General features: G+C 71.9%; 9 protein-coding genes. 4 read left to right on the forward strand and 5 right to left on the reverse strand.

The genetic code is table 11. The annotated features are described in order from the left end of the window. Positions 1–52: 52 nt before the first annotated feature. Positions 53–967 carry an aldo/keto reductase gene (locus tag LHJ74_RS24045; protein WP_260220286.1) on the reverse strand — a complete coding sequence of 305 codons (915 nt, stop codon included), beginning with the start codon at positions 965–967 and terminating at the stop codon, positions 53–55. 50 nt (positions 968–1,017) lie between these two features. Beyond that, positions 1,018–1,959, reverse strand: a complete 942-nt coding sequence (locus LHJ74_RS24050) for an NAD-dependent epimerase/dehydratase family protein (protein ID WP_260220287.1) — start codon at positions 1,957–1,959, stop codon at positions 1,018–1,020. A gap of 79 nt (positions 1,960–2,038) precedes the next feature. Between LHJ74_RS24050 and LHJ74_RS24055 the strand changes: the two genes are divergently transcribed. Further along, the gene (locus tag LHJ74_RS24055; protein WP_260220548.1) at positions 2,039–2,935 is read left to right on the forward strand and encodes a LysR family transcriptional regulator; all 897 of its coding nucleotides are present in this window, start codon (positions 2,039–2,041) and stop codon (positions 2,933–2,935) included. A gap of 66 nt (positions 2,936–3,001) precedes the next feature. On the opposite strand, the gene LHJ74_RS24060 is transcribed toward LHJ74_RS24055, so the two are convergent. Further along, entirely contained in the window at positions 3,002–6,511 is a 3,510-nt protein-coding gene (locus tag LHJ74_RS24060) for an AfsR/SARP family transcriptional regulator (RefSeq protein ID WP_260220288.1), read from the reverse strand. A 158-nt stretch (positions 6,512–6,669) separates the two neighbouring features. On the opposite strand from LHJ74_RS24060, the gene LHJ74_RS24065 reads away from it, so the two are divergent. Both LHJ74_RS24065 and LHJ74_RS24070 read left to right on the forward strand, forming a co-directional pair. Beyond that, positions 6,670–7,431, forward strand: coding sequence for an SDR family oxidoreductase (locus tag LHJ74_RS24065; protein WP_260220289.1), 762 nt, complete (start codon positions 6,670–6,672; stop codon positions 7,429–7,431). 147 nt (positions 7,432–7,578) lie between these two features. After that, positions 7,579–9,198, forward strand: coding sequence for an MFS transporter (locus LHJ74_RS24070; RefSeq protein WP_260220291.1), 1,620 nt, complete (start codon positions 7,579–7,581; stop codon positions 9,196–9,198). 115 nt (positions 9,199–9,313) lie between these two features. On the opposite strand, the gene LHJ74_RS24075 is transcribed toward LHJ74_RS24070, so the two are convergent. Continuing rightward, entirely contained in the window at positions 9,314–9,640 is a 327-nt protein-coding gene (locus LHJ74_RS24075; RefSeq protein ID WP_260220292.1) for a hypothetical protein, read from the reverse strand. A 129-nt stretch (positions 9,641–9,769) separates the two neighbouring features. On the opposite strand from LHJ74_RS24075, the gene LHJ74_RS24080 reads away from it, so the two are divergent. Next, the gene (locus LHJ74_RS24080; RefSeq protein WP_260220293.1) at positions 9,770–10,864 is read left to right on the forward strand and encodes a hypothetical protein; all 1,095 of its coding nucleotides are present in this window, start codon (positions 9,770–9,772) and stop codon (positions 10,862–10,864) included. Between the two features lie 85 nt (positions 10,865–10,949). Here the strand turns inward: LHJ74_RS24080 and LHJ74_RS24085 are convergent, their stop codons facing one another. Then, a complete protein-coding gene (locus LHJ74_RS24085) occupies positions 10,950–12,338 on the reverse strand; it encodes a cystathionine beta-synthase (RefSeq protein WP_260220294.1) in 1,389 nt (462 codons plus the stop codon). Between the last annotated feature and the right edge of the window lie 132 nt (positions 12,339–12,470).

Below are 12,470 nucleotides of genomic sequence, written 5' to 3' on the forward strand. Positions count from 1 at the left end.
GCCCGTGCGCTCACCGCCACCCCGGCCGCGCTGCGGAACCTGCTTCAGCAGGTCAAGGCAGGTACGCTCGCCCGCCTGCCGCGTTGACCGGCAGCGCTTCCTGAAGCTCTGTCAGTTCCGCCTCGTTCAGGCTGAGTTCAGTGGCCTGGGCGGAGTCCTGGACAGAAGCCGGGCGGCTGGCGCCCGGCAGCGGGATCACCGTCGGGGAGCGGCTGAGCAGCCAGGCCAGAGCAACCCGCTGCGGGCTGACGCCGTGTTCGGCCGCGATGCGGTGGAAGGCGGTGCCTGCGGACAGGGCGCCGGAAGGGCCGTCGAGGGAGCTGCGGGATATGCCGCCCAGTGGACTCCAGGGCAGGAAGGCCAGGCCAAGCCGGGTGCACAGCCGCAGCTCGGGCTCGCTGTCGCGCACGGCGGGCGAGTACTGGTTCTGCACGGAGACGAGCCCGTCGCCCAGGATCGCGTGCGCCTCGAGGATCTGGGCGGTATCCGCGTTGGAAATCCCGGCGGCGCGGATCGTGCCGGTGTCGAGCAGTTCGCGCAGGGCGCCGACGGACTCCGCCCAAGGCACGGCCGGGTCCGGCTTGTGCAGCTGGTACAGCCCGATGGCCTCGACGCCGAGTCGCTTCAGGGAGGCTTCGGCGGCGCGCTTGAGATGGGCGGGGGTGCCGGTGACGGTCCAGCTGCCGTCGCCGGGGCGGCCGCGGCCGCCCTTGGTGGCGACGAGGACGCCGGAGGTGTCGCCGCCGTAGCGAGCCAGCGCACGGGCGATGAGGAGCTCGTTGTGGCCGGCCTCGTCGGCGTACCAGTGGTAGCTGTCGGCGGTGTCGATGAGGGTGACGCCCGCGTCGAGGGCGGCGTGGATCGTAGCGATGGCCCGCTGCTCGTCCGGGCGGTGCTCGATGGACAGCGGCATGGCGCCCAGTCCGACGGCGCTGACGGTGGTGTCTTTGAGGGTGCGGTTCCGCATGGCGGTCTCTTCCTTCAGGCGGCAGTTCAGACGGCGGTTCAGACCGCAGTTCAGGTGGCGGTGTCGGCGGATACGGCGAGGGCTTCGGTGATGACGCCGGGCAGCCAGTCGGTGGTGCGGGAGAAGGAGAAACCCGACTCTTTCGCGCGGGCGTTGCTCATGGCGTAGTGGCGGTCGAAGGAGAACGGCGAGGCTGCTTCCCCGGCGGCGACGACGCGGTACACCGGGTCACGGCCCGTCCGCGCGGCGATCACGGCTGCCAGGTCGTGTACGTCGAGCAGCCCGTCTGAGCAGGCGTTGACCGGCCCCGTGAGGTCGGTGCCCGTCGCCGCCCACAGCAGCAGGTCCGCCAGCTCCTCGTAGTGGATGAAGACCGACGGAAGTGGCTCGGCGTGCACAGCGATCTCCGTGCCCTGGGCGATGCGCTCGCTGTAGTACGCCAGCCGACCGGTGAACTCCTGCACGCCGCCGCCGAGCACGTGTGCGCTGCGCACGGAGGCGAAAGCGAACCCGCCCTCCCGGGTGAAGACGGCCTCCGCCTGGCGCTTGCCCTCGGCGTAGTGCGCCTCCAGGTACGCGTCGTCATGCCAGGGGAGGTCACTCCCCACCACCCAGGTGGCCGGGTCCACCGTCTCCTCCGGCACCGGAGTGCCCTGCGGGAGGGAGCGCAGCCCAGCGGTCTCCGGGTTGTACACCTCGATCGTGGACGTCATCACGTAGCGACGGGTACGGCCGCGGAAGGCGCGGGCGGCGATTGCGGCCTGCACGGGGGTGTAGCAGACCTGGTCGACGACCACGTCGAAGGTGCGGGAGCCGAGCGCGGCGCGGAGAGCGGTCTCGTCGTTCCGGTCGACGATGAGGTGCTCGACGCCGGGCGGTGGCGCGGTGGAGCCGCGGTTGATCACAGTGACGTGGTGCCCGGCTGCCTGCAAACGCTGGACCAGGAGCTTTCCGAAGTACCGGCTGCCGCCGATGACGCAGATCTCTTTCATGCCTCCATCCTGGACAGCTACGGTCAACAGCAGAAGTGCCGACTTACTGGAAGCGTGTTAAGGGAAACTGTTGATCGATATGCAGCGGCTTCGCGTCCTGCGGGCGGTGGCGGAGCACGGCAGCTTCAGCCGGGCGGCCGCCGCTCTCCGCCTCACCCCCTCCGCCGTCTCCCAGCATGTGGCCACCCTGGAGCGCAGCCTCGGCACCCAGGTCGTGGCGCGCAGCACCCGCGGAGTGACTCTCACCCAGGCGGGCCAGATCATGGTCGGGGCCGCCGAGTCCGTCGCCGCCGAACTCGCCCACGCGAAGCAGCAGGTGGACGGGCTCAGCGCGGGCCGCACCCAGCTGACCGTCGCCACCTTCACCAGCGGCGGCAGGCTGCTGCTGCCCGGCGCCCTCGCCCGGCTCACGGCAGCCCATCCCGACACCGTGCTCCACGTCAGGGAGGGTGAGCCGGAGGACAGTCTGCCGCTGGTCCGCCAGGGCGCCGTGGACCTCGCGCTCGCCTATCACTTCGACGGACCGCTGCCCGTGGGGACCCTTCAGAGCTCCAGCCTGAAATGGACCGCGCTCATGAAGGATCCGTTGCATGTCGTCCTGCCCCAAGGGCATCCACTGGCCAGGCGCGATGCACTGGACATCGCCGAACTGGCGACCGAACCCTGGGTGCTCGGCTGCCGCAAGACGGAGGCGTACCTGCGGCGCTACTCCGAGCGCGCGGGCTTCACCCCCGAGGTGCGCGGCACGACCACGGACTACTTCTTCGCCCGCTCGCTCGTCGCCGCAGGCATGGGGATCTCCCTGATCCCCTCCATCGCGCTGGCTCCGGCCGTGCCGGGCCTGCACAACGTCCCGGTCAAGCCGCCATCTCCGGCCCGGCACATCGGCGTCGCCACGATCGGCCGCCGCCGCGACCACCCTCAGGTCATGACGCTCATCCAAGCCCTTCACGATCAGGCAGCAGCGCTGGGCTAGGCATGAACGCAGACCCAGATCACCTTCCAGCGCCTGACGGCGCCCGTGTTGCCGGCGCTTCCGCCGTCACGGCGCCGGCTCTGTCGCCGGGTCCAGCTCGCCGCCGCGCGCGAACGCCGTGTCGAACGCGGCGGGGCCCAGGCCCGCGCGTGCGGCTGCGGTCGCGCGGTCCACGTCGGCGCGTTCCGCCGGAGGCAGCGGCGCGCCCACCGAGGCGCGCGCCTCGGTGGCGGCGCCCAGCAGGCGCGCCGCGCGCTCGTGGCTGCCCGCCAGGGCATGCGCACCGGCCAGGCCCTCCAGGGCCAGCGCGACCGCCCGGGGGTCGCCGGTGTCCCGGGCGGCGGTAAGCCCCTCCCGGTGCCGTGCCAGCGCCGCGTCCGCGTCGCCGCGCAGTTCCGCGATGAAGCCGAGTTCGGCCAGGATCAGCGCCGTACCGTACTCCGCGTCGAACTGACGGTTCCATTCGATCCAGTTGCCCAGGTACGCCTCGGCCGAGTCGAGCCGCCCCTGCCGCCGGGCGCCGAGGGCGAGCCCCACCTCCGCGAACTCCTCGGCGGGTTTGTCGCCCTGCTCCACGGCCAGCCGGCGGGCCCGCTCGTGGAACTCCTCGGCCCGCTCTTGGTCCCCGGTCAGCAACGCGATCCGGCCCAGTTCGGACCACCGGGTGGAGGCTGCCGTCCACAGTCCGAGGTCCTCGGCGAAGCACAGGCTGTCCTGGTGCCACTTGGCCGCACCCGCGTAGTCGCCGGCGATCTCGGCCAGCGTGCCGAGCACTCCCATGGCGTACAGCTGGCCCCACCGGTCACCGGCCGTACGGAAGAGCGCCAGGCTCTGCTCGGCGTCGCGCCGGGCGGATTCCAGGTCGCCGCGGACGAGTCGCTGCATGCCCCGGGTGCCCAGGGCGGCGGCGATGCCCCAGGAGTCGTCCAGGGCCCGGAAGTCCGCGAGCACCCGGTCTGTCAGCTCCTCACCGACAGCCTGGTCGCCGAAGCCGCTGACGGCGAAGCCGAGGAACCAGCCTGCTCTGGTGCTGTGCCGCGCAGGTTCGCGGACGGCCTCGTACAGCTGGAGCGGGGAGCGGCTGCCGCGCGCCGGGGCGCGGTCGCCGGAGAGCATCCTCATCCCGGCCAGCCAGGCCTCGGCCGGTGCGGAGTCGACAGCTGGACCCGGGCCGCCTTCCGCGCGTACGGACAGGGCCAGGGACAGCGAGCGCTTCGCCTCGGCGAGCCGCCCGCGCAGGTACCAGTACCAGAACATCGCGTGGACGAGCCGCCGCGCGAGCCGGGCGTCGCCGTCGGCGGCGGCCCAGTCGAGAGCGCCGCGGATGTTGGCCGCCTCGGCGTCGAGGCGGCCTAGCCAGCGCTGCTGGTCGCTGCCGCGCAGGTACGGCTCGGCCTGCTCCGCGAGCGCGGCGTAGTGACCGGCGTGGGTGCGCCGTATCTGCTGGTGCTCGGTGGCCCGCAGTTGTTCGAGGCAGTAGGCGGCGACGGACTCCAGCAGCCGGTAGCGGGGGCCGTCGGGACCATGCGCGACCACCACCAGGGAACGGTCGACCAGGCGGCTCAGCAGGTCCATGACCTGGGCGGGCTTCACCCCGTCCCCGGCGCAGACCGTCTCGGCGGCGTCCAGGGTGCAGCCGTCGGAGTGGACCGCGAGCCTCCGCAGGACGGTCTGCTCGGCCGCTGTCAGCAGTTCCCAGCTCCAGTCGATCATGGCGCGCAGGGTGCGCTGCCGGGCCGGTGCGCCGCGGTGCCCGCCGGTCAGCAGCCGGAACCGGTCGTTCAGACGCTCGGCCAACTCCCGTACGCCCAGGGCGCGTACGCGACTGGAGGCCAACTCCAGGGCGAGCGGAATCCCGTCCAGGCGGCGGCAGATCGCGGCGACCGCCGGGGCGTTGTCGTCGGTGAGTACGAAACCGGGCGAGGCCGCGACGGCCCTGGCGACGAACAACTGGACGGCACTCGACCTCCGCAGCGCAGCCTGCGCCTCGGCCGTGCCCGTCCCGTCCGCAGGTTCCGCCGCTTCCGCCGGCTCGGGCACGTCCAACGGGGGTACGGACCACAGTTGTTCGCCGGGAATGTCCAGCGGTTCCTGGCTGGTGGCCAGCAACCGTACGCCCGGCGCCGCCTGGAGCAGCGCCTCGGCCAGCGCCGCCGCCGATTCGATGACGTGCTCACAGTTGTCCAGGACCAGCAGCAACTCCTTGCCGGGCAGGGCCTCGGCGAGCCGGCTGGTCATGGTGAGGGGCTTTCCCGGCGGCAACGGCCCCGCGCCCCCGCCGGCGTCGTCCCGGATGCCCAGGGTCGCGGCCACCGCCTCGGCCAGCTTCTCCACCGAGCCCGGACCCGGACCCGGGCCTGCGCCGGGGCGCGGCTGGGCCGCCAGCTCGACCAGCCACGCGCCGTCCGCGAAGGAGTCGGCGAGCTGGGCGGCGGTCTCCAGGGCGAGCCGGGTCTTACCCACCCCGCCGGGGCCGGTCAGGGTCACCAGGCGGGACGAAGCCAGCAGTGAGCGCACCTCGGTGACCGACCCGGAACGTCCGATCAGCCCGGTGACGGGCGTGGGCAGGTTCGTACGCGGCCGGGCACGGTCAGCCGCCGGTGCGGCAGACATGGCAGACACGGCAGGCATGGCAGGTGCGGCAGGCACGGCAGGTGCGGCAGGCACGGCAGGTGCGGCAGGCACGGCAGGTGCGGCAGGCACGGCAGGTGCGGCAGGTGCGGCAGGCACGGCCACATCAGGGGCCCCCGCCGCGCCGACCGGCCCTACCGCCCGCAGCGCCGGGTCCTGCCGGAGGATCGCCTGCTGCAACGCGGCCAGTCCGGTGCTCGGCTCCAGCCCCAGCTCCTCGTCCAGCCGGCGGCGCAGGGCGTGGTAGCTGTCCAGGGCCTCGCTCGCGCGCCCGGCACGGTAGAGGGCACGCATATGGGCTGCGCGCAGCCGCTCCCGCAGAGGGTGACGCTCCGTCAAGTCTCCCAGTTCACCGGCCAGCAGACCGTGCTCGCCCAACTCAAGCCGTGCTTCGGCTTGTTCCTCCAGCGCCAGCAGGCGCGTTTCCTCCAGCCGGACGATCGCCGCGCGGCTGAACGGTTCGTCGGCGAAGTCGGCGAAGGCGGGGCCCCGCCACAGTTCCAGGGCTTCGGTCAGCAGGGCGGCCCGCTCACGGGGCGCGTCGGCCTGCCGGGCCCGCGCCGTCAGGGAGGCGAACCGGTCGGCGTCCACCGCGTCGTCCGCCACCCGCAGCAGATAGCCCGGCGGACGGTGCACCACCAGCTCCCGGCCGCCGTCTCCCCCGCCGCCCCCTCCACTCCCGGCGGCTCCGCCGCTCCTCGCAGCTCCGCCCCCTGCCCGTGCCAGGGCACGCCGCAGCCGCGACACGCGGGTCTGCAGCGCGCCCGCCGGGTTGGCGGGCGGCCGGGCTCCCCACAGGTCCTCGACCAGCCGGTCGGAGGAGACCACCTGCCCCGGCGTCACCAGCAGACCGGCCAGCAGGGCGCGGACCTTCGCTTCCGGCACCGCCACCGGTTCACCGTCCGCCGTCCACACGGCCAACGGCCCCAGCACCCCGTATCGCATGAACCCACGGTAGCCGCCCGCCGGGGAGAAGCCGCCACCGCAAGCGGACCGAAAGCCGCCCGCAAGCGCCGCCGCGCACAGTCGTCCTCGTCAACAGGGAACGGCGCGGCGCAGCAGCGGCGCGGCCCGACGCAGCACGGCTGAGCAGGGAGACAACGATGAGCAGGTTCACGGGCAAGAAGGCGGTCGTCACCGGCGGTACGCACGGGATGGGCCTGGCGATCGTCAAGGCGCTGCTGGACGGCGGAGCCGAGGTCGTCTTCACGGGCCGTAACGAGCGGAAGATCGAAGAGGCGCAGTCGCAGTTGAAGTCCGGCGCGGCACACGTGGTGCGCTCCGACGCCGCGAGCATGGCAGACATCGCCGCTCTCGCCGATCTCACACAGAAGAAGCTCGGCCGCATCGACTATCTCTTCCTCAATCACGGAATCGCCGAACTGGAGCCGCTCGAAGACGTCACCGAGGGGTCCTGGGACCGGCACTTCGACATCAACACCAAGGGCACCTTCTTCACCGTGCAGAGCCTGGCGCCGCTGATCAACGACGGCGGGGCGCTGGTCTTCACGACCGTCGCCAACGATCACGTCTTCCCCGGTATGAGCGCCTACTCCGCCTCCAAGGACGCGGTCCGCGCCTTCGCCCATGTCCTGGCCGCCGAGTTCCTGCCGCGCGGGATCCGGGTCAACTCCGTCGCCCCCGGCTTCATCAAGACACCCACCATGGGCGTCGCCGGACTGACGGACGAGGAGCGCCGGGAGTTCGAGAAGCAGGGTGACGAGACGACGCCGCTGAAGCGCAACGGCACGGTCGAGGAGGTCGCCGCCGCCGCGCTGTTCCTGGCCGCCGACGCGACCTTCACGACAAACGTCGAACTCCCCGTCGACGGCGGCTTCGCGCAGGGCCTCAGCGCCGCGCACTGATCCCGCGCCCGGCCCATACGCCCCGGCCCCTCTACTCCCCTGCCTCCCGTACGCGGGTGCGGCCCCGCGACGCTGCCGTGGCCGCATCCGCAGCACCCGCAGCACCCCTGAATGCCCAACGGATATCCGAACGGAAGGTTCACCCCCATGTCTTCACAGGTCGTCTCCGGGCGCACGCGCGCCGGACGGCGGGAATGGATCGGGCTGGCGCTGCTGGCGCTGCCCAGCATGCTGCTGTCCCTGGACGTGACACTGCTGCACCTGGCCGTGCCCCAACTGGGCGCGGCGCTGGCGCCGAGCAGCACCCAGATGCTGTGGATCATCGACATCTACGCGTTCATGATCGCCGGTTTCCTGGTCACCATGGGCACCCTGGGCGACCGCATCGGCCGCCGCAGGCTGCTGCTGGGCGGCGCCCTGGCCTTCGGTGTCGCCTCGGTGCTCGCCGCCTACGCGAACAGCCCGGAGATGCTGATCGGCGCCCGAGCCCTGCTGGGCATCGCGGGCGCGACGCTGATGCCCTCCACGCTCGCCCTGATCAGCAACATGTTCCAGGACCCCAGACAACGGGGAAGCGCCTTCGGAATCTGGGCTGCCAGCTTCTCGCTCGGCATCGCCCTGGGCCCGGTGGTCGGCGGCGCGATGCTGGAACGCTTCTGGTGGGGCTCGGTCTTCCTGCTCGCCCTCCCGGTGATGGCCCTGCTCCTGATCACCGGCCCGCTGGTGCTGCCCGAGTACAGGGACGAGAACGCGGGCCGCCTCGACCTGATCAGTGTCGGCCTCTCGCTGGCCACCATCCTGCCCGTCGTCTACGGCATCAAGGAGACCGCCAAGCACGGCCCGGGGGCGGCTTCGCTGGCCGCTCTCCTCGTCGGCGCGGCCTTCGGAATCCTCTTCGGCCGCCGCCAACTGCGCCTGACCGAGCCGATGCTGGACCTGAGCCTCTTCCGCAGCCGCGCGTTCAGCGTCGCGCTGGGTGTGATGCTGTTCGGCGCCTTCGCGATCGGCGGCATCTATCTGTTCGTCACCCAGTATCTGCAGCTGGTCGCCGGACTCTCCCCGTTGCGCGCCGGGCTGTGGCTGCTGCCCGCCGCCGCGCTGCTCATCGTCATGTCGATGCTCGCCCCGGTCGCGGCCCGCCGCATCCGCCCCGGCAGTGTCACCGGCATCGGCCTCGCCCTGTCCGCCGTGGGCTATCTCATCCTCACCCTGGCCGACCCCAGCGACAACGGACTCGCCTACGTCGTCATCGGCTTCAGCTTCGTCTACACCGGTATCGGCCCGCTGATGGCACTCAGCGTCTCCCTCATCGTCGGGTCCGCGCCGGACGAAAAGGCAGGAGCGGCCTCAGCCCTTCAGGAGACCAGCAGCGAGTTCGGTCTCGCGCTGGGCATCGCCGCCCTCGGCAGCATCGGCACCACCGTCTACCGCGACGGCGTCTCGGACAGCCTGCCGGCCGACACCCCCGCCGCCGCCGAGACCGCCACCCAGGACACCCTGGCCCGTGCCCTGGACGCCACGGAGGGCCTCCCCGCCTCCCTCGCCAACCAGATCCTCACCCCCGCCCGCGAGGCGTTCGCCACCGGCCTCAATGTCGTCGCCCTCATCAGCGCGATCCTGGTGGCGGCCCTCGCCGTCCTCGCCTTCACCACCCTCCGCCACGTGCCGCCCACGGGGGCGGCGCAGGAGCCGGAAGAGCGGGAAGCGCCGGAGGCGCTCGCGGAGTCCGCACCCGACACGACCGCCTCCGTGCCGGTTCCGCGCTAAGAGCCCCTAACAGAATGGGCGGTCGATCAGCTTGCGGCGTCTGGTGCGTGCGCTCGCAAGGCGGAGGATCGTCCTCGTACTGGGCGTACATGGACGACACCCGGACCGTCTTCGACTACACCATCCAGCGCACCGAGAAGTGGGCGTGGAGCGAGATCGGCGCCCTGCCGCGGGGCGTCTGCTGGCAGGGCGCCGAGCAGTTGAGGATCGACGCCATGCCCGAGGCCGCGGAAGCCCCGCGCCCCGAGGGCGGCACCCGCATCAACCGGGTGTGCGTGGAGGACAACCTCTCCCGCGCCCAGTGGCGGCGGTTCACCCGCCGGGTCACGGAGCTGACGGACGGGCGGCTCGTGGTCGAGCCGCCCGTCCCGAAGCGTCCCCGGCCCTGGTGGCGCCCCCCCGGTGAGAACGTGCGGGCCGTGAAGCTGCCCGCGGTGCCCATCAGCACCCCTGGGGGACACTCACCTCCACCCCCTGGATGTCCGTTCCGGGGGCCTCTGACCTGTGTGATAAATACAGACGATGAGGGCTCCGGGGGGAGCCGGGCGGGTGAGAGGGCGGGGAGAACACCATGGAGCGTGACGAGTCCATACCGGACGAGGAGTGGGAGCGCTTCCTGCGCGAGGCCGAGGCCGGGTCGAAGGACGCGCCGAAGGAGCCGTCGGCGCGGGCCCGGATGGTGACGCGGCGACTGCGGGAGGAGCCCGCCCCGCCGTCCGGGTGGCGGACCCACCAGCCGCCGCAGCGAAGACGCAGCAGAAGGGTCTGGCCCGCGATCGCTCTGCTGGGCGCGCTCGGCCTGCTGATCGTCGCGCTGGCCCCGGGTCAGGTGGCCGGCTGGTTCGGCGGCGGGGGCGGAGGTGAGCCGCTCGCCGCGGAGTCGGCGCCTCCGAAGCAGCCGCCCGCGTCGGAGGCGGCAGCGCTGCCGCCCACGGTGGAGGAGCCGTTCAGGGGGTCACCGGCGGCGAGCTGGGGCGACGGCGAGGAGGGAATCCACGTGCCCGCGGCACGGGCCACCGGTTGGATGAGCAAGGCGGAGGTCGCCCGGGCACTGGCCCGGAGCCGGGACTTCCTGGCCGCGTCCAGCCTCGATCGCGGTGTGCTGCGCGGGGAGCGGCCCAAGAAGGCGATCGCGTTGATCAACCCGAAGCAGCAGGACGTCCAGGACTATCTGGCGACCGCCTTCCGCGCGCCCAGCCGGGAGGACGATCCGCTCCTGCTCTTCAGCCGTTTCGACACCTCGGACGTGCGGCTCGCCGGCGACGTGGTCAAGACGCGAGGACGGATCACCTTCCGGGAGGGCGAGCGCGGCGCGGTCGAGGTGGTCACCGACGTCACGTACGTCTATCCGGTCGTCCGCGCCGAGGGAGGAAGCGACGAGGTCGCGCGCACCATCGTGCGCCGCGAGGTGGTGATGAGCTGGGACGACCCGGCGAAGGTGATCACACAGCCGGGCACGTTCTCGCTGGTCTCCTACCGGGAGGACGCCACCAACGGGGGCTGTGACACCTTCACCGGCTACTTCGTCCCCGAGTTCATCGACGAGCGCGCTCCCGCGGGCTCGGGGAACGGCTCCGAGGTGGACCCGTACGACCGGAGCACCTCGATGGACGCCCGCATGCGGGACGGCGGCAAGGCGGGGTGCGGGACTGCCACCCGGACGTGAGCGGTGCGGAGCGCACTCAAGCTCCGCCCCGAGGAGCTGAAGGACGGGCGGCTCGCCGTCGAGCCGCCCGTCCCGCCCCAGACCGCTACTGCGTTTCGATGGCCATGTACGTCAGCAGGTCCTGGCGGCTCAGGACACCCGTCGGCTTCCCTTCCTCCAGCACCAGCGTCGCGTCCGCGCTCTGCAGGACGGCCATCAGGTCTCCGATCGACTCGCCGGAGCCGACGTGCGGCAGCGGGCTGCTCATGTGCTTCTCCAGCTGGTCGGTCAGCGAGGCGCGCTGGGCGAAGAGCGCGTCCAGCAGCTCGCGCTCCACGACGGAGCCGATGACCTCCGCAGCCATCACGTCCGGATGGCCCGCGCCCGGCTTGACCACCGGCATCTGCGAGACGCCGTACTCGCGCAGTACCTCGATCGCCTCGCCGACCGTCTCCTCCGGGTGCATGTGGACCAGGGAGGGCATCGGGCCCTCCTTGTGCCGCAGCACGTCGCTCACCCGTACGACGGTCGCCTCGCCCTCCTCCAGGAAGCCGTAGTCGTTCATCCAGTCGTCGTTGAAGATCTTGCTCAGATAGCCGCGACCGCTGTCCGGCAGCAGCACGACGACCACGTCGTCCGGGCCGAGCGGCGCGGCCGCCTTCAGCGCGCCGACCACCGCCATCCCGCAGGAGCCGCCGACCAGCAGGCCCTCCTCCTTGGCGAGGCGGCGGGTCATCTGGAAGGAGTCCTTGTCGGAGACGGCGATGATCTCGTCGGTGACCTCACGGTCGTAGGCGTCCGGCCAGAAGTCCTCGCCGACGCCCTCGACGAGGTACGGGCGCCCGGAGCCGCCGCTGTAGACGGAGCCCTCCGGGTCCGCGCCGACGATGCGGACCCGTCCGTCGCTGACCTCCTTGAGGTAGCGGCCGGTGCCGGAGATCGTGCCGCCGGTGCCGATGCCCGTGACGAAGTGGGTGATCCGCCCGCCGGTCTGCTCCCACAGCTCGGGGCCGGTCGTCTCGTAGTGCGAGCGGGGGTTGGCGGGGTTGCTGTACTGGTCCGGCTTCCAGGCGTTCGGCGTCTCGCGGACCAGCCGGTCGGACACGTTGTAGTACGAGTCGGGGTGCTCCGGGTCGACGGCCGTCGGGCAGACCACGACCTCCGCGCCGTACGCGCGCAGCACGTTGATCTTGTCCGTGGAGACCTTGTCCGGGCAGACGAAGACGCAGTGGTAGCCCTTCTGCTGGGCGACGATGGCCAGCCCCACCCCCGTGTTGCCGGACGTCGGCTCGATGATCACGCCGCCGGGGCGAAGCGCGCCGCTCCGCTCCGCTTCCTCGATCATGCGCAGGGCGATCCGGTCCTTCACCGAACCGCCGGGGTTGAAGTACTCGACCTTCGCCAGGACGGTGGCCTGGATACCCTCCGTCACGCTGTTCAGTTTGAGCAGCGGAGTGTTGCCGACAAGCTCGATCATCGACTCGTGATACTGCACCTGTATCTCCACACCTTTCCGGAGGGAATCGGGGTTTCCGAGTTCCCGGTTTTTACGGGCTTCAGGGGGTTTACGGGATTCGTCCCCGGGGGAACGCGACGGTCCGCCGACGCGTCCGGCCCGTGCGTTCAC

The sequence above is a fragment of the Streptomyces gossypii genome, from assembly GCF_025165795.1.
Lineage (GTDB): Bacteria > Actinomycetota > Actinomycetes > Streptomycetales > Streptomycetaceae > Streptomyces > Streptomyces gossypii.